Here is a 24,833-nt window from a genome sequence, read left to right as displayed (position 1 = left end):
CCCTGTTCTGATTTAAGAGGCTTCTCTTAACCGTTCGACAATTGTTAGCCGCTTGAATTTCTGATAAGCCATTAGCGGAACCGCCATACATACCGCAAGAACTAGCACAAAGGCAAAGCTAAGCGGAAGGTATGGGTACGTAAATACGGCATAGTCGGCTTCCATGCTGAACAGCCGGAATGCCCCATAGCCTAGCAAAGTTCCAAGCGTAGAGATCAATAAAATCGACAGGAATGCATATCCTGCGCCTTCCCATACGAGCAACATTCTAAGCTGTTTCTTGGTCATGCCGATGCTTTCCATCACTGCCAGCTCCCGCCCGCGCACATAGACATTTGTGAACATCGTACCTACAAAATTAAGCAGGCCGATCAGCGCCAGGATAAGCGACAACGCACCGCCAAGCACATACATGGTCGTCTTAGCAGACTTCATCATAGACGCCCATTGCTGCTTCGAGGAAAGCTCCAGATTGGACATGCCTCCGGTCATGCGCTCCAGATTGGCCTGAATGGCAGGCCAATGCTCTTTTTGAGCCGACAGGCTCATTTTATAAGCAATAGGATCTTCTATCAACTGTTTCATGAATATATCGCTAACATAAACGCCGGGCGCAATCCCGACGGATGAAGTAAGGAATAACGAAGGAACTGTACCGCCAATCTCCAGCGCGTGCTCACCCGACTCCTGCAGCTTCATACCGAATGAATCGCCGTTGGAAAATGAAGCCGTATCGCTCCCAAGCAGTGCAATTTCCCCTTTTTCGAATCGTTCAACGTCGATAGCTGAGCCTGTTGTCGCATTCAGCTCCCTTACATAATCACTGTCTATGCCCATTAGCTTCGTCATGAACATGCCGTCTCTGCTTAAGGTTTCGTCCGTTGGACGGTCAGTGCGGTAGTTGCTGGCGAAAGCGTCGATATGACGTCCGAATACGGCCGGGTCGTATTCAAGCTCCACATATTCCATGAAAGTCGTACGAATATCAGTAATCCCCTGCATAGCCCGGATCTCTTCCATGATTGCCGCTGTTATGCGCTGCTTGGTCTCTCCTTGATATCCTAGTTCAAGTGTGCCGTTTGTAACCGCAAAATCATCCTCTACATATTGCTCAATGAAATTATCGGTATTCATGCTGATAATAATTGTATTGACGACCAGAAACGTGCTGAGTCCCAAAAATAGCGATGTAAACACTGTGAAAGCCCGCTTCTTGTCGCGGAAAATGTTGCGCAGAGCCATACGATGCAGCTTCGCGCCATGCCCGCCGCGTCGAACGGTCGCCCGCTCATACTTAGAGGCTTCGATTGGCGAAATTTTGGCTGCGAGCCGGGCAGGCTTCCGGTAGCCCGCCAAAGTCGTCAACAGCGCGAAAACGGCGGAGAAGCCGTAGATAGCGGGATGGAACGACAACTCCGCCTCTGTCTCCAGCGCAAGCATGTCCAGAAACGCCGGTACAGCCAGCAGCGAAGTAGCCGCGCCTAAGACCAGACCGCCTGCGATGCCGATCCAGGCCAAGCGGAGCGCTTCCCCGTTCACCATTCTTCTGATTTGCTTCCCTGTCATGCCAATCGTCTTCAGCAGACCGTAATACTTCGTATTCGTCGTAATCGAAATATACAGCATATTATAGATCAGCAGATATCCGCTGAACATGACAAATAGGATTAGGCCGATGACCCCGGCTGTTGTAGCCATCGCAGATGCGGAGTCGTTGTATTCTGCATGGCGATAGCCGGACAGGACTTGTCCATCACTTGGAGCAAGCTCCTTCTCCAGTCTCTCTATGTTGCGGTCCGTGCTTGCTCCCTTCCCGAAGAGCACGGAGGCAATTCGTACGTAGCTGGACCCTTCACCAGCAGTTACGAAGTCACTCGCTACAAGAATAGCTCCAGGTCGATCCGACCTGATTCCCGTATAATCGTCATACCATCCAGCCAGTTTCAACGTCTCGCTTTGCTCGACTTCTTGACCGCCATCCATATACCGATAGGATACCGGAATGTCCATCCCAATGAGCGGCTTGTCAATCCCCATCTGCTGAAGTACCCACGCCGGGAATATCGCTCCCCCCCGCTTCGACGGATAGTCCTTGGCATGCTTGCCTTGCAATGGCGCCTTCAGCGCCTCCCACTCTTCGGCGTCGTAGCGATGAAAGGCCGCTTCGAACCGCCCTTCCGATTCGGGTCCGTGAATCAACATGGCAACAACCGTATCCAATCCGACATTTGTTACATAAGGCAGCTCCTCTAGTTTGGCAAGCTGTTCCGCGGTTGGATTTGTAATATAGGCATCCGCTTTCGTCCCTATCAACCGCAGCTCTTGCAGCTCGAAGGACTTCATATAGCTCATGCCGATGCTGAACACACTCGTGAGCAGCCATGTGGTCAGCATGACCGCTAATATAATATAGCGGTTTCTGGATCGATTGAACTTTATGTTTCTACGGATCAGCTTCCGAATGATTGCCGCATTCGAATTTGGAAACATCATGGCCTGCTGCCTCCGATCACTTGACCGTCTCCAATTCGGATGACAGAGTCAGCCAATTGCGCGATTTCCTCATTATGCGTGATCATGACCATCGTCTGATTGAATTGCTTGCTCGTCAGCTTCAGCAAGCCGATGACATCCTGACTTGTACGGCTGTCCAGATTGCCGGTCGGCTCATCGGCCAGAATGATAGACGGCTTGGTGGCCAGCGCTCTAGCGATCGCAACTCTCTGCTGTTGGCCGCCGGATAACTGGCCGGGCAGCTGGTCAAGCTTGCCGGCCAGGCCAAGCGTCTTTACCAGTTTGTCGAGGTAAAGCTTGTCCACCCTGTTGCCGTCCAGCTCAATTGGCAAAGTGATGTTTTCATATACGCTCAGTATAGGGACAAGATTGTACTGCTGAAATACAAATCCGATTTTCCTCCTTCTAAAGACAGTAAGCTCGTCATCATTCAGATCGAAGATAGACCTTCCATTGATTATGACCTTTCCGCCTGTCGGACGATCCAAGCCGCCCAGCAAATGCAGAAGCGTTGACTTCCCGCTTCCCGATGTACCTATAATCGCAACAAACTCGCCTTCCTCCACTCCAATATTGACGTCATCCAGCGCCGGCACGCTTTGTGCTCCTCTCCCATATATTTTCGTCAATGCTATGGTCTCCAAGATAGCCATGAATTTGCTCTCCTTTATAAATCAATATGATACTAGAATTGTAATCTTCACTTCTTACATTCTTGTGACAACAATATTCCTTGACAGGAATATTCCTTATGAGGTATATTGGAATCACAACAAGTTCACGCTAGTTCTGGAAGAGAGGTGAGCGAAGTCGGATGAATACGACGACATTCAGCGCACTAGCCGAACCGAACCGCCTGCATATTGTAGAGCTGTTGATGGATGGCCCTCTGCCCGTAGGCGATATTGCGGAGAAGCTGTCGCTTAGGCAGCCGCAAGCCTCCAAACATCTTCGCGTCCTGCTTGAAGCGGGTCTCGTCGAGGTGCAGGCTGAAGCTAACCGCAGGCACTACGGGCTGCGAATGGAGCCGCTGCGCGAGCTTGACGCATGGCTCGACTCCTACCGCCGGCTGTGGAACGAGCGCTATGACAACTTGGACCGATACTTGGAATTCCTGCAATCCAATCCAAAAGACAACCATTAATCAGGAGGCGTTACCCATGACAAGCAAAATGAAAACTAAAGTTGAAGGCAATGTACTTACCGTTGAACGCGAATTCAATGCGCCGCGCAGTCTCGTATTCCAAGTATACTCCGATGCAGAGCATCTCAAGCAATGGTGGGGTCCTCGCGGCTGGGAGCTGACCGCATGCCATGTTGATTTTCGCCCGGGCGGCGTATGGCATTACTGCATGAAGTGCATCGACCGCAATCAAGGCGACTTCTACGGCATGGAATCATGGGGCAAGGGCGTCTACAGCAATATCGTGCAAGACGAGAAGATCGAATATACGGATTACTTCTCCGATGCCGAAGGCAATGTGCCGGAGGATATGCCGGCGTCGGATATTACACTGATCTTCGAGGAGCATGACGGGCGTACGAAGCTGATTAACATTGCGCGCTATGTATCCGCCGAAGCGTTACAGTCTGTGCTGGATATGGGAATGGAGCAAGGCTTCTCCGAGACGCTGGACCGTCTGGAAGAGCATCTGAACAACATCAAAAGCTAATTGGACTCATCACCAAAAAACCGTTCGCAAGCTGCGAACGGTTTTTTGGTATGGCTGTCATCCTATTCCGCATAGATCGTATGGATATTCCCTCGGGATCAGAGAAAAAGGCGGTCATATGTCCCCATGGCATCACGGTCGGCTCCTTGACCGCACCGGCACCGCAAGACAAGAGATGCGAATAGGCCGTGCGAACCGACTCAGGCGATTCCAGTCGGAAGCATAACTCTACCGCTTGTCCGGAGGGTGAAATCATGTAAGTCGGATGCCCTCCGCTCTGCTCCGTCATCAGATCTCTAGAGCTTAAAGAAAACCTCGTCCCTTCGTTCTCCAGCTCGGCATAATGCTCGGTGTCGACAGCAACCGCGAAGCCAAGCGCTTCTCGGTAGAAACGAGCCATCCCCCGCACATCGCTCGTAATCAACGTAACAACAGTCAGCTGCGCTTTCATGCCGCCTCTCCTTTCGCCGCCTTCGGCCCCGTATCGGATGCGTGCAGGAGGACGACTCCGCCCACAATCAGCGCAAAGCCGGACAACGTAAGCAAATTAAACGGATCCCTCCATAGAAGGACGCCGATGAGCGCCGTCAGCGCCGTACCTACTCCTGACCATATCGCATAAGCCATCGACAGCGGAATCGTGCGCAGGCAGATGGACAAGCTGTAGAAAGCGACACCAAAGCCAATCAGGACGCCAATGGACGGCAGCAGCTCCGTAAATCCGTGCGACAGCTTCAGCATGGTTGTTCCGAACACTTCAAATATGATCGATATGGATAACGCCACATACCCTTTATTCATGGATGTCCCTCCTCAGCTCATGTCCGTAGACAGCTTCATTATGATTACGCCTGTAATAATCAATAGAATAGCAAGCACCTTCTTCACATTCAGCGCTTCCTTCCATAACACGACGCCGACCACAGCCGTTAGGGCTGTGCCAACGCCGGACCATATTGCATATGCGACGCCAAGCGGCAGCTCCTTCAGTGTCTGCGACAGGAAGAAGAAAGCGGAGCTCATCCCCAGCAAGACGCCGATACTCGGCAGCCATTTCGAAAAACCTTTGGACAATTTAAGCATAGAGCTCCCGAATACCTCGCTTATAATTGCGAGCATGAGCAGGATGTAAGGATTCATGTGGTCTCTCCCTTTTCTGTCAGCTTCATCAGCCGGTCGATCACGGCGTCCAGATCTGCATCGGCCAGCGGCTTGATCTTGTACATATCGGAATAATAAAGTCCGTCTATCGCAAGTCGGATCAGGTTGACGGTGATGGGATCAAGACCGTCCTCGCTCATCTTTCCGAACCAATAGGCATAGCTGTTGTTCAAACTCTCCACGAATAGCGGCTCCAGAAGCGCCGCAGACATTACGCCGACGTTCAGAATACCGTCATGCTTCTTCAAATCCTGTCTAGAGGCTTGTATATACGCTCTGCACCATTTGCCGTGCTTGCGGCTGTCCTGATCCGCATAGGAATGGAACATCTCCGTGTACTGGTCAAAGATATGGACCGTTATGCCCTGCAGCAGCGCATCCTTGCTCGGAAAATGGTACAGCAGTCCGCCTTTGCTGACGCCCGCTTCCTTTGCTACGGCATCAAGCGTCAACGCTTTGAAGTCGACCGTTAAGATTAACTGCATCGCGGATTTCAAAATATGTTCCCGTTTGGACCTCGCCTTGGCACTCACCCGTTTTCCCCCTCCAACTTAATGTACCGTCTGGACGGTTTTTTATATGAATACTATACCGTCTGGACGGTTTTATGTCAAACCATTCATTTGTGCTTTCTAAAAGACCAAAAAACCTATGAAGGAAGTCCCCGCGACTTCTTCCATAGGCTCATCTCAGCTATCCTAATACTGATTTTATATTACGAGTGACTTGATTGTCCTCCGTCCACATGAAGCACTTGCGCCGTCACATATCTGGAGTCGTCCGATGCCAGGTAGACGAAGGTAGGCGCGAGCTCGAACGGTTGGCCCGACCGCTCCATTGGCGTCTCTGTACCGAAGGTAGCGACACGATCGGAAGTGAAGCTCGCCGGAATAAGCGGTGTCCAGATCGGTCCGGGAGCGATGGCATTCACGCGTATCCCTTGGCTAGCAAGGCTTTTGGCGAGCGCTCGCGTGAAGCCGACATTGGCCGCTTTGGTCGCAGTATAGTCAATCATGTATTTCTCGCCGACATATGCGACGACCGACGAGGTATTAATGATGGAGCCGCCTGCCTTCATATGGGGCAATGCAGCTCTTGTCGTATAGAAATGGGAATAAATATTGACCTTGAACGTATCGTCGAACTGCTCATCCGTTATATCCAGCAGACTGGTTTGCTGGAATTGAATGCCGACATGATTGCACAGTACATCAAGCCGCCCGAACGTCTTGACCGTTTCTTCTACAATCGCCGCACAGTGCTTCTTGTCACGGACGTCTCCGGGAATCAGCAAGCAACGCGTGCCGATCTCCTGAATTCGACTGCATGTTCGTTTTGCATCCTCATGCTCATTCAAGTAGGAGATCGCCACGTCGGCTCCTTCCTTCGCGAATGCAATGGCCGCCGCTGCCCCCATCCCGCTATCGCCGCCCGTAATTAGCGCTGCCTTTCCCTTCAGCTTCCCGCTGCCTGTATAGTGAGGATTTTCTACTATCGGCTTTGGCACCATAAAGCCCTCGTGTCCAGGCTGCACCAATTGCCGCTGTTCCGGATAAGGGAGCGGGATGTCCTTGTACTGTGTAATTCTCCCGTAATTCGGATACATCGGATAAGGCTCCGTCTTCTTCGCTTCTTCGAATAGTTGCTGGTAACGCCTGATCTCATCCAGTTGTTGATCGTTATTCATAACTTCCTCCCGTTGGCTTCATCATGAAATACGATATGTAAGATGGGCTAATGCCGTGCATGAATAAACACCTTGCATCGGTAATGGTACTGGCTCAGTACGATGCCATTGAACGTATGATGAAGGCATACATCTCGTTAAGGAGGATACGATGAATCCCATTCTATTCAGCCCAACCGTGCAGGTGTTGCTTCAGCCGCAGTCGAATGCAAGGCTGCCCATGCTGTACGATTCCAATCCTTATACATGGCCTGTGCCAGTAACCGGAATTAGGCCACCCTACTTCACGAATCCGCGATACGGCTGGAACTTCCCTGCCGCATAACGACTGTCCATCGAAAGAAGTCCGGCAATCTGGCTTATAGATGCCCGGGCTTCTTTTTTGTTATCCAGGCCCTTATCCCTTCCGGAAAAACCGTGTGTCAGCTGTTCGCCATATGGTAGAATAGCTTTTTGAAGGGAGATAACCATGATGTCAACACTACATGATAAACTGGCTGACTATATGAAATCATACACCGAACAGTATCCATTCAGCGGCAGAATTCTTCTTGCTCTCCACAATGAGCCTATCTATGATCAATCATTCGGCTACGCAAGCAAGGAGCATGGTGTACCCATTCAACCGGAGACGAAATTCGGCATATGGTCCGTCACCAAATCGTTCACTGCGATGGCAGTCGCCATGTTGGCTGAGGAGGGCCTGCTACGCTTCGATGACCCCGTCAGCGATTATGTTCCGTCGCTTAAGGCACATGGGCCTATGACCATTCGTCAGCTTCTGCAGCACCGCTCGGGGCTGCCCAACTTTACGAACATGCCAGAATACAATAAGCAGCTCAACAAATGGCCGCTGGACCTGGATCGGACACTGGCATTGCTGCGGGACAAGCCGCTCGATTACCCGTCCGGCGATTCATTCGCTTATAATAATACAGGTTATTTTATGTTAGGCCTTATCATCGAGAAAGTATCGGGCATGACCTTCGAATCCTTCGTCGAAACCCGTATCCTGCAGCCCCTCGGCATGATGGATACGGGCGTGAACAACGGGCGAAGCGTCATTCCGAATTTGGCATCTGCTTATTCCTCCAGCGGAAGAGCGCTGGCGCCGGCCGAATATATCGATATGAGCACCGTCACCTCAGCCGGAGGCATGTATGCGACCGCCGCGGACTTGCTCAAGTGGGATCAAGCGCTGAACAGCAGCCGGCTGATCAGCAAGGAGCTGACTGACCAGGCGTTCGGCTTTACTGAAGACGGGTATGAGCTGGGCTGGTTCCTGGACAGGAGGAATGGCCGGAGAAGAATCTCCCATAGCGGAGCCTACCGCGGCTTCAAGAGCGAGCTTCACCGCTATCCCGATGATGGCATAACGGTCATTCTGCTTACCAATTATGATTTTGTCCCGTCGACGAAGCTTGCTGGGTCCCTAGCCGATCTAATGCTTGGCGAAGAGGCAATCATACCATTACAGCCTCCTCGCTATCCCATGAAGCCGGAGGAATTTGAGCTGCTGAAAGGGGTCTATGAAGGCTTCGGCTGCAGGGCAGAGGTAGACTCGGATACGGAGGGCTGCTACTTTATATGGAACAACCGGGAAAAGCATGAGCTGTATCCGGTATCGCCTACGGAGTTTCGGCATAGCTGGCATGATCTCTCCTATGCCTTCAAGCACAAGGATAACGGAGTATGGACTTTTTTGGGGATGAAGAAACGCGCCTGACGGACTGCCCTCCCATCGGGTCATAGATTGTTCACATGTGCCCAGTTTGGCTTCCATGCAATCTTGCTATAATTAGGCCATAACAATCCGGTACGGGAGAGAACCAGCATGAACGTCACGAGCATTCAGCAAGACCTCTTGGAGCAAGCGTCCGTGTTTATCCGCCAATGCTATGCGGAGCTTGGAAAGTCCGAGCAGGACCTCAGCGAGCGGCTTGAGGTAATAGAAGCAGAGATTGTGCTGCGGGGGCACTATGAGCATACACCGGAGGAGCTGGCGCACGGCGCCAAGATGGCATGGCGCAACAGCAACCGGTGCATCGGCCGGCTGTTCTGGGACAACCTGTCCGTCATCGATGCCCGGCATGCCGTTACGGCCGATGAGATGGCCGAGGCGATCTGGCGGCATATCGGCTCCGCAACAAACGGCGGCAAGATTCGGCCATTCATGACCGTCTTCCCAGCATCGACCGTTCTGCCGGCGCATCCCCCGCGCATCTGGAACCATCAACTGATCCGTTACGCAGGGTATGTCTTGGACGATGGCAATACGATTGGTGATCCCGCCTCCGTCTCCTTCACAAGCCTGTGCCGGGAGCTCGGATGGCAAGGCGCCGGTACGCCGCACGATATTCTTCCGCTTGTTCTCAGCATAGGCAGCAACGAGAAAAAATGGTATGATATACCGAAAGAGCTTGTGCTTGAAGTGCCCCTCTCCCATCCCGATATTCCAGCCTTCGAAGAGCTGGGTTTGCGCTGGTATGCCGTTCCTTTCGTGTCGGACATGCTGCTTGAGATCGGGGGCATCCATTATACGGCGGCGCCGTTTAACGGCTGGTATATGGGCACAGAGATCGGCGCTCGCAACCTAGCTGACAAGGATCGTTACAACATGCTTCCCGAGGTCGCCCGAATAATGGGGCTGGACACCTCCAGCAACGCCTCGCTCTGGAAGGACAAAGCGCTGGTAGAGCTGAATCTAGCCGTTCTCCATTCCTATAAGGCTCACGGCATTACGATTGTAGACCATCATACCGCAGCCCAGCAATTCATGCGCTTCGAGCGCAATGAACGGGAAAGTCACCGTGAGGTGACCGGACGCTGGTCTTGGCTTGTTCCGCCGCTCTCCCCTGCGACGACGCATATCTTCCATCAGCGTTACGAGGACCGCATCGTTTCACCCCAATTTTTTTATCAAAATAAGTCGTAAGGCCCTTTACCGGGCCTCCTCTTTTAGGACAAGCCACAATACAAATATTAGTAAATTTACACAATTTGCAAGAAATACTCGTAATATTGAAATTAAACCTCATTAAAAATGATGCAATAGGGGGAAAATTTGATTAAAATAATAATTCCCCTCCACAATCTCCTTTTATTCCCCTATACTAGACACATCTTCAACAAATCCTTAACGATCACCCGATTTACCGCTCCAAGTCAAATCATATGATTGCAAAAGCGTTTGCAATTCCTTCGTTCCGAATTTGTTTCAATCTCTGCTCTTCACCTGCAACTTCAATCAGCAACCAACCTTTTACCATCAGCAACTTGCATCCAAGACCAACTGGCGGCTTTTTCACTTGCGTGTATAAGCTCTTCTTTGAGTTTATATAAAACCTCAAGGGAAAGGAGATTGCTTTATACGTTATCAGAATATTTAGGTTATTTAAGCTTCCCTAAGATTGTCGGCAGTACCTGCAATGTCATCAACCAGAACCGCATAATGGTCTAATCGATCCACTCTACCACTATTAGGAGGTTATCTACCAATGACACTGCTTCAAAACCCGCGTCAACTGTTCGTAAAGGCTTTGCTCGCCAGCGGCTTCGCACTCGTACTGGTGGCAATCATGACAATTATGGCCGACAGAGTATCCGCTCATGGATATGTTGAATCTCCAGCGAGCCGGGCTATACAGTGCAAAAACGGGCTAAATACGGACTGTGGCGCAATTGTGTACGAACCGCAAAGCTTGGAAGCGCCTAAAGGCTTCCCTGCTGCAGGTCCTGCTGACGGCAAGATTGCCAGCGCAGGCGGAGCATTCCCTAAGCTTGACGAGCAATCCAGCACACGTTGGAGCAAAGTAGCACTCTCCGGCGGCCAACAAACGTTTACTTGGAAATTTACAGCTAACCATGCTTCAACTTCTTTCCGCTACTTCATTACGAAAGCAAACTGGAATCCAAATTCCCCGCTGACTCGCGACCAATTCGAGTCCACTCCGTTCTGTACGGTGAACTATGGCGGCGCTCAGCCTCCGTTTAGCTATTCCCATACTTGTAACGTTCCAACTGACCGCTCCGGATACCATGTGATCCTGGCAGTCTGGGATGTGGACAATACGGCAAACGCTTTCTACAACGTCATTGACGTGAACTTGAGCGGCACGAGCAATGGCGACACAACAGCTCCTACTGCTCCGTCCAATCTAAGCGTTTCCAATGTTGCTGCGACTAGCGCTACAGTATCCTGGTCCGCTTCCGCTGACAACGTCGGTGTTGCCGGCTACCGGATCTTCAACGGAGCGACTCAAATCGGCTCCACAACTGGTGCGCTAACGTATAATTTGACGGGACTATCCGCCAATACGGCTTACAATATTACCGTTAAGGCTTACGACGCGGCCGGCAACGTATCGGCAGCGAGCAGTGCCGCAACCTTTACGACGCCGAACATCTCCGGACCGGATACGGCTGCGCCAACTGCTCCAGGCAGCTTGCATGTCATGGGCAGCGCAACGCAAAACTCCGTACCTCTGATGTGGAACGCATCGACAGACAATGTCGGCGTAACTGGCTACCAAATTTTCCGCGGCACTACTCTGGTTGCTACGGTTTCGGGCTCTACGCTTGAATACCTGGTAACTGGCCTGTCCGCGAACACTGCCTATACGTTCACGGTCAAAGCGGTTGACGCTGCTGGCAACGTATCCGCTGCAAGTAATGCGGTCAACGTTACAACGCCATCTGCGCCAACTACTTTCCCGGCTTGGAGCTCGACTCAAGTCTATCTTGGCGGAGACAAAGTAACGTATAACGGCGTCAACTACGAAGCTAGATGGTGGACGCTTGGCAACATCCCTGGCACTCCTGCAGGTGATGTGTGGAAAGTCATTCCTTAAGACCCGATAGAACCTATCATCTAGTTCGCATTGCTCACAACAAGCTGGTGCCGATCCCGATCGGTAACAGCTTGTTTTTTTATTCTTTTCCCCTTTGCCCTACGGCGCACAGACTATAGTCCCGAAAAAACGTTTACAACTCTATGCGATTGCGGTAAAATTCTCAATAGAGAACATCAAAATTCTCTATATTGTACTAGGGAGTGGATCCAGTTGAAAACCTTGAAACGGGTCATCGCATGCGCCACGCTCCTCACCTTGCTCGCCTTCCCGGCATCCGCATTCGCCTCCGGTAAGTCTTCCGGCTATGAAGCCGACGGGAACAAAGGATTGCTAGCATCTATCTCCTCCCTCTTCTCCTTCTTCGGGGGCTCCAGCGGCAAAGACAAGAAGGAAGATACATATGACTATGACAAGCATTACAACGACAAGAAGAGCGGCAAAGGGGGTCTCTGGGACTGGCTGCATGATCGCAGCTGGTGGGATGACTTCAGTTGGTGGAAACAGCATGAGGGCGACTCATGGAAATTATGGGAGAAGTATTATTGTTACTAAAAGGCAAGGGCTGGCCCGCGACCATCGTCGCAAGCCAGCCCTTGTCCCTTTATTGTCTGACGTTATACGCCGGCAGCGGAGCCGGCAATCACTTTTTTCACGTCGTACATTTTGACAGTGGTGCTAAGGATATAGCTAGGAGGCGCATCGTTGCGCTTCTCGCGATGTCCGGCAATATGGGCGGGACTCTTCTCCCAGTTTTTCCAAGCTTCCTCGGATTCCCAACGGATCATCGCGATAACTTCTTCAGATTCTTTATTTTTGCGGCTGACCATTACCGTCCGGTCGATCAGACCCGGCATCTCATCTATCGCGCCGGTGGAACCGAATCGCTCTGCCACCTGCTCCGCATGGCCTGTCTCTACAACTATTGTTCTCAATTGGATAAACATCGAATCACCTTCGTTATCGTTTTCTCTTCATCATATCGATAACGATTATCAATGTCAACATCTTATTCATAGTGCTTCAGTCGATACCGATAGCCGCAGAACGAACATTTGAACACAATGCTGTCTTCCCCAATAACAAAGCTGAAACGGTCATCATCCTCAAGCTCGATAAATTCACGGCCATGCTCATCCCGGTCACCCGTAGCGAACAGATTGGTACGATTGCCGCATTCGCATTCCATATGTATCATGAATAAGCTCCTTTCTTCCGTCCCCGTATACCAGCAAGCAGCAGTGCGGCCGAGATTACAATCAGCCCCGCGCTATAACCGGCAAGTACATCCGATATGTAATGAACATGAAAATAAATCCTGCTTGCGCCCATTAACACGATCAGCAGAGCTACAAGGACAGAAATGACGGATTTTAACCATCCGCTCCATCTGCTCTCTTTTAGCAAAATAACGATAATCATGCCGAACATCACCATGCCAAGCATTGCATTGCCGCTCGGAAAGCTGGCCCCATCCGCCGTCAATTCCCATGCTGAACCGGGTCGAACGCGACCGAACAGGTTTTTCAGCAGCGTATTCAAAAGATATCCGGCCAGCACGCTGCCGATCAGCATGCCTGAATACCGCCAGCCATGGCGATACCCGAACCAGGCTGCCGCGAGAAGTGTAATCGCGACAATGACAGCGGTTGAGCCAAGTACGGACATCCATTTTAGAAAGGAGGTAAGCCCCTCGCTTCTCCACTCCGTTAATCCATCATGCGCCCATTGATCAAAGGCGTGACCTCCGTTATCCGGCACCGTTATAGCCGCAATGGCAAACCCGATGATGCCGATAACGAGCATAATGATCCAAAAGCTCCGTTCCTTGCGAATAAAAACCGCCTCCATTGGTAAGTTTCATTGCTTAGTTTTCCCTGCTTCGTTATAATAATCGATGATATTAATATGTGACAAGACTAGAGTCAAGGAAGGAAAGACGAATGATGTACATAGCAGATAAATGGACGGACTACGAGGTTATCGATACAGGAGAAGGAGACAAGCTGGAGCGTTGGGGGAATTACGTCCTCCGCCGGCCGGACCCTCAGATTATTTGGCCGATTGCAGATGAATCGGGACCATGGAACAAAACGGATGGCTACTATCACCGCAGTTCGTCTGGCGGCGGCCAATGGCAGATGTCTCCAACGCTGCCGGAGAGATGGACAATTACCTATGGAGAACTCTCCTTTCATATAAAGCCTACCAATTTCAAGCATACCGGCTTATTCCCCGAGCAAGCCGTCAATTGGAGCTGGATGATGGACAAGATCCGCAATGCCGGACGTCCAATTCGCGTATTGAACCTGTTCGCCTACTCCGGCGGAGCTACAGTAGCCGCAGCCAAGGCCGGGGCCGAGGTCTGCCATGTCGATGCCGCCAAAGGCATGGTGCAGTGGGCGAAAGAGAATGCACAGCTGTCGGGTCTTGAATCGGCTCCGATTCGCTATATTACAGACGACGTATTCAAGTTCGTCCAACGCGAGCAGCGCCGCGGGCGCCAATACGATGCGATCATTATGGACCCGCCTTCCTACGGACGCGGACCGAACGGCGAGACCTGGAAGCTGGAGGAGAATTTGTATCCGTTCCTCCAATCGTGCACAACCATCCTGTCGGACAACCCGTTATTTCTGCTCATTAATTCCTATACGACCGGCCTGTCTCCAACCGTTCTTCATAACATGCTTCACATGACCATGAAGGCCAAGTACGGCGGCACGATCAGCTGTGGCGAGATCGGATTGCCGATTACGAGGTCCGGCCTTAATCTGCCATGCGGGATTCTTGGGCGCTGGGAGTCGAACTAATGCGGATCCCCGTATTATATGAAGACAATCATTTGCTTGCGGTCGTGAAGCCGCCGGGGGTGCCTTCGCAGGAAGATGAAACCGGCGATCCGGATATGCTCACGCTGCTGAAAGCGGATCTGAAGGAGCGGCATGGCAAGCCTGGCAATGTATTTCTAGGACTCGTTCATCGGCTTGACCGGCCGGTCGGCGGAGCGATGATTTTCGCCAAGACGTCCAAGGCGGCCTCCAGGCTGTCCGAAGCCGTACGCAGCCGTTCCTTCGGCAAAACCTATATGTGTGTCGTACAAGGCACTCCAGCGTCTCCTGCGGCCACATTAAAGCACTATCTCTGGAAGGATCAGAAGCGCAATCAGGTTACCGTATTCCAAACACCGGAAGCGAATGCGAAGGAAGCGATACTGGCGTACAAGGTTGTGGCGGTCCATGAACGGTTCAGCTTGATTGCCGTTAAGCTACATACGGGCCGATCGCATCAAATCCGCGCACAGCTGGCCCATATCGGCTGTCCGCTTGTCGGGGACTTGAAATATGGCGCAGCCAAGCAGCCGGGTATTGCAAATATTGCACTTTGGTCAACTTCAGTGTCGGTTCCCCATCCCATCTCCAAAGAAGAGGTTGCTTTTCATTCCCTGCCGGAGGCGGCTGCTCCTTGGAGCTGGTGGGAGCAAGATCAGCTGGAAGAAGCAGCCAAGTATTATATCTAGTACATCAATGGGAAGCGCAGGCTAGAGCCGGCTTCCCATTGATTATGAGAGGACGAATAGGAGCCCTATGCGACGCAAGACCGTCTTAATTCCCATCATTCTTGTATTAAGTGTTCTATCCATCCTTATTTTTTATCTGCTTGCCCAGACAATAGGTGATAAAATCGCCACTCACAAGGATGGCAATCAAGAGCTGATATCCGCTGCTCCTTCGGAAGCTGCATCCACTCCCCCTCCTACACCGGAACCGACGCCAGTCGAACCGGTATTCACGGAGGCAGTCTGGGTCGGTGTCGGAGACATCATGAGCCACTACCCGCAACTGCCCGGCGCGTACGATTCGAAGCTCGGCAGCTACGATTTCAATCCTTTTTTCGCAGAGGTGAAGGATATATTAGGCCAAGGCGACTGGATTATGGCCAATCTGGAGACGCCCATTGCCGGCGCTGACTTCGGCTATTCCGGCTATCCGACCTTCAATGCGCCGTACGAGCTTGCAGAAGCGCTGAAGAACGCCGGCTTCAATCTCCTCTCCACAGCAAACAACCATTCCCTGGACAAAGGGGAGCGCGGGCTGCTGAATACGCTCCAGCATTTGAAAGAGCTGGATCTGCAAGCGATCGGCACCGCTTCCTCGCAGGAAGAAGCCGATGCGCTTATCCTCGCGGAACAGAATGGCATCCGTATGGGACTCCTGGCTTACACCTATGGCACCAACGGCATTCCGATCCCGCAAGGCAAGCCTTATCTCGTTAACCTGATTGATGAGGAGAAGATTAAAGCAGACATTGCCCGGCTGAAAGACAACGGTGCCGATCTCGTTACGGTCGCCCTCCACTTCGGCAATGAATATCAGACAACCCCTTCCGAAAGCCAGAAATCGCTGGCGCGGTCGCTCGTAGCGGCTGGTGCCGATATTATCGCCGGGTCGCATCCTCACGTGATACAGCCATATGAGGTGATCGAAGGCTATGATGATAACGGCAACGAGACACGTTCGCTCATTATTTATTCCATGGGCAACTTCATCTCCAACCAGCGTGGAGATTCCAAGGATTACGGTGTCATCTTCAAGGTCGGCGTCCGCAAGAATGTAACGGAACAAACGACAACGCTGACCGATATCGAAGCCATTCCGACTTGGGTTCATCGCTACAAGCCGGACCGAGCCTTCCGGTATCGTATTCTTCCCGTGGAAGAGACGCTTGCTGCGAGAAACGATAGCCTTCTGAAAGCCGGAGAATATGACCAAATGCAAAAAGACTTCGACATGCTCCTGCAGCGGCTAGAGTCCATGAAATAACAAATAGGGTCGCTTCCCGTTCAGGAAGCGACCCTATCTATTATGAATTGGCAACCTTGCCTAGCAGATAGACAAGAAGCTGCTGATTATGCGTCGAGATGCGATCGAGCGACTGCTCAATCATGCCATTGCGTATGCCGCGTCCCCGCTCGGCTTCCGACAGCCCTTTCTCCGTCACGGATATCCATACGATGCGGCGGTCATTGTCGTCTCTGGTGCGCGCGATAAGCCCGCCTCTCTCCATCCGGTCCAGCAGCGTCGTAATGGCGGCTGGCGTCGTTGACAAATACTGAATAAGATCAGACGGTTTCATCGGCTGAGACTCCAGCAGAAGCTCCAGTACATTCAGTTGACCTTCTGTGAGCGGAGCAAGCGCCTGCTCCAGATTGATCTTCCACTCGCGCGACAGCTTGGTCCACACCCGAGTAAAATCTTCAGAAATCAAACTTCCCACCCGCTTTCTGTCCTATTAACCTCTTCTATGTCTATTATAGCAATTGCTTATGTCGAATAAAAGGTTAACCCAATTAATAGTTTGCGTCATTAATCGCTATAATAGCGAACCGTTTGACAGCAATTTACATATAATGTGGCGACAGCCCAGCCTCGCGGGCGAAATTCCACTATCCTTGACGACAAAGAAGGAGCGTGATCCCTTTGGACACCAGAAAGGCTGAAGTCATGGAGCGCATTCGTGCATACGGCATTATAAAAGACCCGCATTGGCTTGACCGCCCGGATGAGCTTGTGCCAATGTGGGTCATGCTGGAAGCCTTTCTTGAATTAATTGAACGGCTCGATCCGCCTAATCGGCCTTTTGATTAAGCTCCGGTACGTTCCGAACAAAGGTCGTAACAATGCTGTCGTTCTTCTCTACAGACAGCAGACCCTTGCCGACTGACTTGCGTTCATCGATTGGCGCTTTCTCCGAATCTAGCGTCAGCTTGGCGCCACCGGAGGTAAGAACCACAATCTCGATCGGCTGTCTGCAATAGTAGGCAGCCGCCAGCTTGTCGCCATTGGACCGTACTCGCTTGCCTTCCTTGAATTCGAACGTCTGAACACCTCGTCCGCCTCTGCCCTGGATTGGATAATCAAGGAGCAACGAACGCTTCGCATAACCGATATCGGAGATGACAAGCACTTCTCCCTCGTCATCCGACACCCACAGCGCGGAGACCAGCTCGTCATCCTCCTTCAGCTGCATGCCTCTTACGCCAGCCGCTACGCGGCCCATCGGATTCACTTCCGTCTCTGAGAAGCGGATGCTCATGCCGTTGCGGGAGACAAGCAGCAGCTGCTTCTGGCTGTCGCTGACCGTAACGCTGATAACCTCGTCGTTATCTGCAACCTTGCAAGCGGCGACTGCTGTTGAGCGCGTTGTCGCATACTCCTTCAATTCCGTTCGTTTCACCTGACCGCGCTTCGTCACGAAGACTAGCGACAAGCCCGATTCCCCTATATCCTTGACTGGAATGACGCTAATGATGGCATCGTCCTTCGGCAGTGGAATAATATTGACGACTGCCGTACCCGTGTCCTTCCACTTGAAATCCGGTATTTGATGCACCGGCAGCAAGTAGTATTGTCCCTTGCGGGTGAACAGCAGCAAGTTATCAATTGTGTTCACTTGCAGCAAGTCCCGAATGACGTCCCCGTCCTTCACGCCTGCGCTGTCCAGCTCGCCGCCCGAGCGGGTGAAGGACATCATGCTTGTCCGCTTCATATAGCCGTCTTGGCTAAGTGTCACCAGCACATCCTCAGGGGTAACCAGAACCTCCAGATTCACCTTCAACTCTTCCACTTCGCCCTGAATATCCGATCTGCGGTCAACACCGTATTTGTCCCGGATCTCGACCAGCTCGTCGCGGATCACGCCAATCAGCTTCTTCTCGCTTTCCAGAATAGAGCGCAAGTAAGCAATTTTCTTCTGCGCTTCCTTCAGTTCCTTCTCCAGCGACGTAATCTCCAGATTTGTCAGCCTGTAGAGCTGGAGCGTTAGAATCGCATCGGCCTGGCGTTCCGTGAAGCCAAACTTTGCAATCAGGTTATCCTGAGCGTCAGCCCGGTTTTTCGACGCTTTAATCGTCTCGATGACCTCATCCAACAGATTAAGCGCTTTGGCAAGCCCCTCCACCACATGCGCGCGGTCTTCCGCCTTCTCCAGCTCGTACTTCGTGCGGCAGGTGACCACTTCCTTCTGATGCTCGATGTACGCTGACAGCATCGGGAGAAGTCCCAGCTGCTGCGGAGCCTTATTCACAATTGCAACCATATTGAAGTTGTATGTGACTTGAAGATCTGTCTTCTTGAGCAAATAAGCCAATATCCCGTTTGCATCCGCTTCTTTTTTCAGCTCGACGACAATACGCAGACCATTCCGGCCGCTCTCGTCCCGCACTTCCGCAATGCCTTCGACCTTCTTCTCCAGACGGATCGTCTCCATCGCTGTCACCAGACGCGACTTCACGACCTGATACGGAATCTCCGTAATGACAATCTGCTGCTTGCCGCCACGCATATCTTCGATCGCCGTCTTGGAGCGAAGATAGATACGGCCTTTTCCTGTTGAATACGCATCGCGGATGCCTTCCTCGCCCATGATGAGACCGCCTGTCGGAAAGTCGGGACCTTTCACGATCGTCATCAAATCTTCAAGCGTGGAATTCGGCTTCATCATAAAAGTAATGCACGCATCGATCACCTCACGCAGGTTATGCGGAGGGATTTCAGTTGCAAAACCAGAGGAAATGCCGCTTACGCCGTTAACCAGCAGATTGGGGTACCGGGACGGCAAGACAACGGGTTCTTTGGTCGTATTATCGAAATTGTCCTTAAATTGAACAGTCCGCTTGTCAATATCGCGCAGCAGCTCCAATGCAATCTTTGACAGACGCGCCTCCGTATAGCGCATCGCCGCAGCCGGATCGTCATCTTGAGAGCCCCAGTTGCCGTGGCCGTCGATCAGCGGATGCCCCATCTTCCATGGCTGGGCCATTCTCACCATCCCTTCATAGATGGAGGAATCCCCGTGCGGATGGTAATTACCCATTACATCGCCTACGGTTTTGGCCGATTTGCGGTATGGCTTGTCCGGCGTGTTGCCCGCATCGTACATGGCGTACAGAATACGGCGTTGTACCGGCTTAAGCCCGTCTCGTACGTCGGGGATCGCCCGATCCTGTATGATGTACTTCGAATAGCGTCCAAAGCGGTCGCCTACGACCTCCTCCAGAAACGCCGGCAGGAATTGTTCCAGGATACTCATGCTAGCTCCCCCCTATTCTTCATATTCGGTAAAGTCTACGTTTTCAATGATCCAGCGTTTGCGAGGATCGACCTTGTCTCCCATAAGCGTCGATACGCGGCGTTCCGCCTTGGCCGCATCTTCAATCTGCACCTGCAGCAGCGTTCTGGATTCCGGATTCATCGTCGTCTCCCACAGCTGATCCGGGTTCATCTCGCCAAGTCCCTTATACCGCTGAAGCTCATAGCCTTTTCCGTATTCCTTCAAATAATTTTGAAGCTGCTCATCCGTCCAGGCATACCGAACGGTCTCCAGCTTGCCCGATTTTCTCGTGATCTTATAAAGGGGCGGCTGAGCAATATAGATTCTGCCGGTATCAATAAGCGGCTTCATATAACGGTAGAAGAAGGTCAGCAGCAATACCTGAATATGCGCACCGTCCGTATCCGCATCCGTCATAATAATTATTTTATTATAGTTGCTTTCCTCAGCCTCGAATTCCGGCCCTACACCGGCTCCGATCGCAGAAATAATCGCTTTGTATTCATCGTTCTTCAGAATATCGGCCAGCTTCGCCTTCTCCGGGTTCATCGGCTTGCCCTTAAGCGGCAGAATAGCCTGATGCTTGGAATCGCGGCCCTGCTTGGCAGAACCTCCGGCGGAGTCGCCTTCCACAATGAACAGCTCGTTGCGCGTATAGTCCTTTGATTGCGCAGGCGTCAGCTTGCCGCCCAGATTGGAGCTTTCGCTCTTCTTCTTGCCGCTGCGGATTTCCTCGCGCGCCTTCCGGGCCGCTTCACGCGCCTTGGACGCCTGAACCGCTTTCTTGAGCAGCGACTGGGCAATCTGCGGATTCTCCTCCAGGAAAACCTGCATTTTATCCGTTACGACCGCGTCGACCGCGCTTCTCGCCGAAGCGCTGCCGAGCTGATCCTTCGTCTGGCCGACAAATTCCACCTCGGACATCTTAATATTGATGACCGCCATCATGCCCTCGCGGAGATCGTTGCCCTCCAGATTCTTGTCCTTCTCCTTCAGCAGTGCTGCTTTGCGGGCATAGTCATTCATGACGCGCGTATAAGCGGTCTTGAAGCCCGTCTCATGCGTGCCGCCGCCTCTGGTTGGAATGGAGTTAACGAATGAAGCGATCGTCTCTGTATAGCCGTCATTGTATTGCAGAGCTACCTCAACCTCAATATCGTCACGGTCGCCGGCAAAGTGGATAACTTCATGCAATACCGTCTTGTTTTCATTCAAATATTGAACAAACTGGCTTGCGCCGCCCTCATAATGGAAAACATCGATTTTGCCGCTGCGATCGTCCTTGATCGTCACTTTCAGCCCCGAGTTCAGGAATGCAATCTCCTGCAGCCTCTCGGCGAGCGTGTCATAGTTGAAGGAGGTTCCGGTCTGGAAGACGCGTCCGTCCGGCTTGAATGTCACCTTCGTCCCCGTCCGGTTCGTATTGCCAATAATTTCAAGGCCCGTTACCGGATCGCCGACATGCTCCTTGCCTTTGTCGTCGATCCAGTATTCGAAGCGCATTTTATGTATTTTGCCATCGCGGTAAATTTCAACCTCCAGCCACTCCGACAGCGCATTCGTTACCGAAGCGCCAACGCCATGAAGGCCGCCGGACTTCTTATATCCCCCGCCGCCGAACTTGCCGCCCGCATGCAGAATCGTAAAGACAACTTGCGGCGTAGGAATGCCGGTCTTATGCATGCCGGTCGGAATTCCGCGCCCGTTGTCATAAACGGTGATGGAACCGTTCTTATGCAGCGTCACATCGATCGCGGAGCAGAACTTCGCCAGATGCTCGTCCACCGCATTATCGACGATTTCCCATACCAAATGATGCAAGCCGGAAGTGCTGGTGCTGCCGATGTACATGCCCGGCCGCTTGCGTACGGCGGTCAAGCCTTCTAATACCTGTATATCATCGGCCTCATAGTTCCGGTCTGCGGCCGCTGTGCCTGCGAAAAAATCCATTTGCTCAGCCATGAGCTTCCCCCAATCCGTATCTGCTTTCATTCTCGTACTCGTATCTTCAAGCTATTTTAATTCAAGATGTCCCCTTTCGTAAAGACGCGAAACGAAACGATCAACCCCGCCGTTCCCCATGCAGCCAGTACAGCCAAGGAAAAAGGAAGCGTCATGCCCTCAATGGGCGGCGGAGTTCCTTCCAGATAGCCGGTCAGCTTCAGATTGACCGAAAATAAATATTTCGCGCTCCTCCAGGAAGAGGACATCGAGGACAAAATCGTACCGGCAATGATCGCCGACATCATTGTAACCAAGCTGGCCGCCGTACTGCGAATCAGGACGCTTACCATAAGGCCAAGCGCTGCGACTGTCATAGCGGAAAACCAGCTTAGACCAGCCTCCATAAGTAAAAAGCGCCATTGCGGCACCGCATGAACCGCCGAGCTGTCGATGGTCGAGCCCTCGATCCGGAATCCGGTCAATATTGGTGCCGTCCAGCCTTCATAACCAAAAACAAAGCCGGATATAAGGTAACACAATATAACCGTTACCGCAATGGTTAATGAGACATAAAGCGTAAGAGCGCATAGTTTGCTGAATAGAATCTTCCACCGTTTGACCGGTCTCGTCAGCAGCATCTTAATGGTACCGCTTGTTCTCTCGCCCGAGACGATGTCCGAGCCGATAGCCAGCACCAGCATCGGGATGAACAGCGTGATTGAATTGCCCAGAAACTCTCGCGTGAACTGCACGCCGCTCGGCTCGCTGGGATTGATATCATGGTCCAAATAATAGTGAAGCTGCTGTACGGCGATGCGCCTGCCGCGCTTCCATTCCTCCGGAATCCGGTCGCTTGCTAGCGTGTTCTCCATATCCGCAATTTGCTGCAATACTTGATTCCGCCAATCCGCGAAGTGCTTGGCTTGATTGCTTACAACTTTATGCTCGGCATAAGTAAACACCGGGATCAGGATCAACAGAATAAGGACGATAACGATAAAACGCTTCTTCATCCACAGCTTGAGCGATTCATTCTGAATAAGCGCCGCCAGCTTAAGCAAGAGACTCGCTCCCTGTCAGCGCCAAGAAAAGCTCTTCCAGCGTCGGCTCCGCCTGATAGACAGCAGTAATGCCGATCCCCCTGGCAGACAGCCTGTCGACCGTGTCCGCAATGATTGACTCCGGCATGGCCGCAACGACGGTATCCCCCGGCTGGCTATCGGCTGTTGTCCCGCTCCGAATCTCGATTCGAGGGTCCCTGCCCAGCTCGGCCAAACCTTCCTCCCTATTGTCGAACCGCCAATAGACATAACCGGAAGCGCCTTGGATCAGTTCCTCGATTTTGCCTGTTGCGATCACCCTCCCACGGTCCATTATGAGCACTCTATCGCACAGCATTTGAACCTCGCTTAACATATGACTGGAGATAAGCAGGCTTATCCCTTCCTCCGCAAGCTTGTGGACAAATGCCCGCAGCTCCTTAATCCCTTTCGGGTCCAAGCCGTTGGTTGGTTCATCGAGAATAAGCAGCTTGGGCCGCCCGAGCAGCGCTTGAGCAATGCCAAGCCGCTGACGCATGCCGAGCGAATACGTCTTCACTTTATCATGAATTCGTTCCTGCAGCTTGACGACTCCCGTCACTTCCCGGATTCTCTCCTCATCCACTCCCTCTGCCATACGCGCAAAATGCTCCAGGTTCTGCCAGCCCGTCATATAGCTATAGACTTCAGGATTCTCAACAATACAGCCGACATGCCGAAGCGCCTGCTCCGGGCGGCGCTGAACGTTATGCCCGCATATTTCGACGGTGCCTCCTGTCGGCTTGATCAAATCAACAAGCATGCGAATCGTTGTTGTTTTCCCCGCTCCATTAGGACCGAGAAAACCGAATTTCTCTCCTTTTTGGATGTCAAAGCTCATCTTCTCGACGATTGTGCGTCCTCTGATCGACTTGTGCAGGTCCTTCACGCGTAGCACGGGCACATCCTTTCCTTCCATAGAAGTCTTCCTCCTTTCGTCAATCCAGCGACTCCAGCATACGGCCGGCAATCCGCTCGTAGCCCTCGCGGTTCGGGTGAAAATGATCGGATGACAGGTATTCTCCGATACGTCCCTCAAACAAATCGAAGGTTGGCACCATCATCATATTAGGATACGGGTGAATGGCCGCGTAAGCTCCTGTATTCCACTCTTGCATGCTTATACTCGCTCCCCGGAGCTTGTCCAAATCATAGAAGGGATTATAGAGTCCCATATACACGACTTTTGCAGCAGGATTAAGACGATACAACGTATCTGCCACCTTGCGGAAGCGTTCCAGCGCCTCCTCAATCCCTTGCGCAAGCCCGTCCACACCGAGCGTCTCCCAATCCTTCTGCGCCATTCTGGCACGCGCCGACAGGAACAGATCATTACCTCCGATCGTAAGCAGGATCAGATTGGCTTGCTTCACGGCGTACTGATAACCTGTATCCCCAGACAAGCGCTCGACCAGTTCAGACGCCTGCATGCCGCCCACAGCCAAATTGTTCAAGACATGAACCGGCTTATCATATTTCTTCTTCAAGCCTTCAACCACATGATAGACATATCCCTTGCCCGTGGTATCCCCGGTGCCTTTCGTCAGTGAATCGCCCAAGGCGACGATCCGAATTTCCTTGGCGCTGGCGAGGGATGCCTCCTGTCCCGGAGGAGGCTGGGATGAAACATCAGGCGCCGGCCTCTGAGCCAAGACTGCGGGTGCAAGCAGCATGTCGTTGATCACGATGCCCAGCCCTGCTAGAAGCATTCCTGTTGACAGAAGGGAGCAAGCAGCAATCCAGCCCCATAATAATCGGTTTCTCCTCATTTCGGAACCCTCCCCGCCGGCTTGATCGTCATGACCGGCACCTT

The 24,833-nt window shown here is 52.1% G+C and carries 27 protein-coding genes; 11 read left to right on the top strand and 16 right to left on the bottom strand.

From position 1 onward, the window contains the following. Positions 1 to 12: 12 nt before the first annotated feature. Together D3P07_RS07910 and D3P07_RS07905 are read right to left on the bottom strand one after the other, a co-directional pair. On the bottom strand, positions 13 to 2,493 hold the full coding sequence (locus D3P07_RS07910) for an ABC transporter permease (RefSeq protein WP_119799643.1): 2,481 nt from the start codon (positions 2,491 to 2,493) through the stop codon (positions 13 to 15). Continuing rightward, a complete protein-coding gene (locus D3P07_RS07905) occupies positions 2,490 to 3,167 on the bottom strand; it encodes an ABC transporter ATP-binding protein (protein ID WP_119799642.1) in 678 nt (225 codons plus the stop codon). Before D3P07_RS07905 ends, D3P07_RS07910 begins: the two co-directional genes overlap by 4 nt. 161 nt (positions 3,168 to 3,328) lie before the next feature. On the opposite strand from D3P07_RS07905, the gene D3P07_RS07900 reads away from it, so the two are divergent. Then, positions 3,329 to 3,658, top strand: a complete 330-nt coding sequence (locus tag D3P07_RS07900; RefSeq protein ID WP_119799641.1) for an ArsR/SmtB family transcription factor — start codon at positions 3,329 to 3,331, stop codon at positions 3,656 to 3,658. A 16-nt stretch (positions 3,659 to 3,674) separates the two neighbouring features. Beyond that, positions 3,675 to 4,187 (top strand): SRPBCC domain-containing protein, encoded by a 513-nt coding sequence (locus tag D3P07_RS07895; protein WP_119799640.1) that lies wholly within the window; start codon positions 3,675 to 3,677, stop codon positions 4,185 to 4,187. Here the strand turns inward: D3P07_RS07895 and D3P07_RS07890 are convergent. From D3P07_RS07890 to D3P07_RS07870, 5 genes are all read right to left on the bottom strand, one after another. Next, a complete protein-coding gene (locus D3P07_RS07890; RefSeq protein ID WP_119799639.1) occupies positions 4,177 to 4,638 on the bottom strand; it encodes a VOC family protein in 462 nt (153 codons plus the stop codon). The two genes, D3P07_RS07895 and D3P07_RS07890, sit on opposite strands and share 11 nt — an antisense overlap. Beyond that, a complete protein-coding gene (locus D3P07_RS07885; RefSeq protein ID WP_119799638.1) occupies positions 4,635 to 4,988 on the bottom strand; it encodes a DMT family transporter in 354 nt (117 codons plus the stop codon). The genes D3P07_RS07890 and D3P07_RS07885 overlap by 4 nt, the downstream gene beginning before the upstream one ends. A gap of 12 nt (positions 4,989 to 5,000) precedes the next feature. Next, complete coding sequence (locus D3P07_RS07880) at positions 5,001 to 5,327, bottom strand: DMT family transporter (protein ID WP_119799637.1); 327 nt, start codon at positions 5,325 to 5,327, stop codon at positions 5,001 to 5,003. Continuing rightward, entirely contained in the window at positions 5,324 to 5,881 is a 558-nt protein-coding gene (locus tag D3P07_RS07875; protein WP_119799636.1) for a TetR/AcrR family transcriptional regulator, read from the bottom strand. The genes D3P07_RS07880 and D3P07_RS07875 overlap by 4 nt, the downstream gene beginning before the upstream one ends. 182 nt (positions 5,882 to 6,063) lie before the next feature. Further along, entirely contained in the window at positions 6,064 to 7,035 is a 972-nt protein-coding gene (locus D3P07_RS07870; protein WP_119799635.1) for an SDR family oxidoreductase, read from the bottom strand. Positions 7,036 to 7,186: 151 nt separating this feature from the next. Between D3P07_RS07870 and D3P07_RS26910 the strand changes: the two genes are divergently transcribed. The 5 genes from D3P07_RS26910 to D3P07_RS07850 all read left to right on the top strand — a co-directional run bounded on the left by D3P07_RS26910 (position 7,187) and on the right by D3P07_RS07850 (position 12,440). Then, on the top strand, positions 7,187 to 7,360 hold the full coding sequence (locus tag D3P07_RS26910) for a hypothetical protein (RefSeq protein WP_182914220.1): 174 nt from the start codon (positions 7,187 to 7,189) through the stop codon (positions 7,358 to 7,360). 144 nt (positions 7,361 to 7,504) lie between these two features. Next, positions 7,505 to 8,761 (top strand): serine hydrolase domain-containing protein, encoded by a 1,257-nt coding sequence (locus tag D3P07_RS07865; RefSeq protein ID WP_119799634.1) that lies wholly within the window; start codon positions 7,505 to 7,507, stop codon positions 8,759 to 8,761. Positions 8,762 to 8,869: 108 nt separating this feature from the next. Beyond that, a complete protein-coding gene (locus tag D3P07_RS07860; RefSeq protein WP_119799633.1) occupies positions 8,870 to 9,970 on the top strand; it encodes a nitric oxide synthase oxygenase in 1,101 nt (366 codons plus the stop codon). Between the two features lie 562 nt (positions 9,971 to 10,532). After that, positions 10,533 to 11,885 (top strand): lytic polysaccharide monooxygenase, encoded by a 1,353-nt coding sequence (locus D3P07_RS07855; RefSeq protein ID WP_119799632.1) that lies wholly within the window; start codon positions 10,533 to 10,535, stop codon positions 11,883 to 11,885. A gap of 213 nt (positions 11,886 to 12,098) precedes the next feature. Next, positions 12,099 to 12,440, top strand: a complete 342-nt coding sequence (locus D3P07_RS07850; RefSeq protein WP_119799631.1) for a YjjA family protein — start codon at positions 12,099 to 12,101, stop codon at positions 12,438 to 12,440. Positions 12,441 to 12,502: 62 nt separating this feature from the next. Here D3P07_RS07850 and D3P07_RS07845 read toward each other — a convergent pair whose 3' ends face one another. The 3 genes from D3P07_RS07845 to D3P07_RS07835 form a co-directional block, all read right to left on the bottom strand. Further along, on the bottom strand, positions 12,503 to 12,832 hold the full coding sequence (locus tag D3P07_RS07845) for an antibiotic biosynthesis monooxygenase (RefSeq protein WP_119799630.1): 330 nt from the start codon (positions 12,830 to 12,832) through the stop codon (positions 12,503 to 12,505). A gap of 62 nt (positions 12,833 to 12,894) precedes the next feature. After that, positions 12,895 to 13,083, bottom strand: a complete 189-nt coding sequence (locus tag D3P07_RS07840; protein WP_119799629.1) for a hypothetical protein — start codon at positions 13,081 to 13,083, stop codon at positions 12,895 to 12,897. Beyond that, on the bottom strand, positions 13,080 to 13,736 hold the full coding sequence (locus D3P07_RS07835) for a phosphatase PAP2 family protein (RefSeq protein ID WP_119799628.1): 657 nt from the start codon (positions 13,734 to 13,736) through the stop codon (positions 13,080 to 13,082). The genes D3P07_RS07840 and D3P07_RS07835 overlap by 4 nt, the downstream gene beginning before the upstream one ends. 95 nt (positions 13,737 to 13,831) lie before the next feature. Here D3P07_RS07835 and D3P07_RS07830 point away from each other — a divergent pair, with 95 nt between their 5' ends. The 3 genes from D3P07_RS07830 (at position 13,832) to D3P07_RS07820 (ending at position 16,708) form a co-directional block, all read left to right on the top strand. After that, complete coding sequence (locus D3P07_RS07830; protein WP_119800005.1) at positions 13,832 to 14,698, top strand: class I SAM-dependent methyltransferase; 867 nt, start codon at positions 13,832 to 13,834, stop codon at positions 14,696 to 14,698. Continuing rightward, entirely contained in the window at positions 14,698 to 15,405 is a 708-nt protein-coding gene (locus D3P07_RS07825; protein ID WP_259391388.1) for an RluA family pseudouridine synthase, read from the top strand. Before D3P07_RS07830 ends, D3P07_RS07825 begins: the two co-directional genes overlap by 1 nt. A gap of 67 nt (positions 15,406 to 15,472) precedes the next feature. Beyond that, entirely contained in the window at positions 15,473 to 16,708 is a 1,236-nt protein-coding gene (locus D3P07_RS07820; protein WP_119799626.1) for a CapA family protein, read from the top strand. 40 nt (positions 16,709 to 16,748) lie between these two features. Here the strand turns inward: D3P07_RS07820 and D3P07_RS07815 are convergent, their stop codons facing one another. Then, on the bottom strand, positions 16,749 to 17,153 hold the full coding sequence (locus tag D3P07_RS07815) for a MarR family winged helix-turn-helix transcriptional regulator (protein ID WP_119799625.1): 405 nt from the start codon (positions 17,151 to 17,153) through the stop codon (positions 16,749 to 16,751). Positions 17,154 to 17,365: 212 nt separating this feature from the next. On the opposite strand from D3P07_RS07815, the gene D3P07_RS26905 reads away from it, so the two are divergent. Further along, positions 17,366 to 17,533 (top strand): hypothetical protein, encoded by a 168-nt coding sequence (locus D3P07_RS26905; protein WP_182914219.1) that lies wholly within the window; start codon positions 17,366 to 17,368, stop codon positions 17,531 to 17,533. On the opposite strand, the gene gyrA is transcribed toward D3P07_RS26905, so the two are convergent. From gyrA to D3P07_RS07790, 5 genes are read right to left on the bottom strand one after another with little or no spacing between them, the layout of a single operon-like run. Beyond that, positions 17,514 to 19,976, bottom strand: coding sequence for a DNA gyrase subunit A (gene gyrA, locus D3P07_RS07810; RefSeq protein WP_119799624.1), 2,463 nt, complete (start codon positions 19,974 to 19,976; stop codon positions 17,514 to 17,516). The genes D3P07_RS26905 and gyrA overlap by 20 nt on opposite strands. Before the next feature lie 12 nt (positions 19,977 to 19,988). After that, positions 19,989 to 21,959: a DNA topoisomerase IV subunit B gene (gene parE / locus D3P07_RS07805; RefSeq protein WP_119800004.1), complete on the bottom strand. Its 1,971-nt coding sequence runs from the start codon at positions 21,957 to 21,959 to the stop codon at positions 19,989 to 19,991. A gap of 56 nt (positions 21,960 to 22,015) precedes the next feature. Beyond that, positions 22,016 to 23,002: an ABC transporter permease gene (locus D3P07_RS07800; RefSeq protein WP_119799623.1), complete on the bottom strand. Its 987-nt coding sequence runs from the start codon at positions 23,000 to 23,002 to the stop codon at positions 22,016 to 22,018. Then, entirely contained in the window at positions 22,995 to 23,939 is a 945-nt protein-coding gene (locus D3P07_RS07795; RefSeq protein ID WP_119799622.1) for an ABC transporter ATP-binding protein, read from the bottom strand. The genes D3P07_RS07800 and D3P07_RS07795 overlap by 8 nt, the downstream gene beginning before the upstream one ends. Positions 23,940 to 23,958: 19 nt before the next feature. Next, positions 23,959 to 24,789: a GDSL-type esterase/lipase family protein gene (locus D3P07_RS07790; RefSeq protein WP_119799621.1), complete on the bottom strand. Its 831-nt coding sequence runs from the start codon at positions 24,787 to 24,789 to the stop codon at positions 23,959 to 23,961. Between the last annotated feature and the right edge of the window lie 44 nt (positions 24,790 to 24,833).

Origin of the sequence: Paenibacillus sp. 1011MAR3C5 (assembly GCF_003591485.1) — a bacterium.
Taxonomy (GTDB): Bacteria; Bacillota; Bacilli; order Paenibacillales; family Paenibacillaceae; genus Pristimantibacillus.
This window is presented reverse-complemented; position numbering and strand designations above follow the sequence as displayed.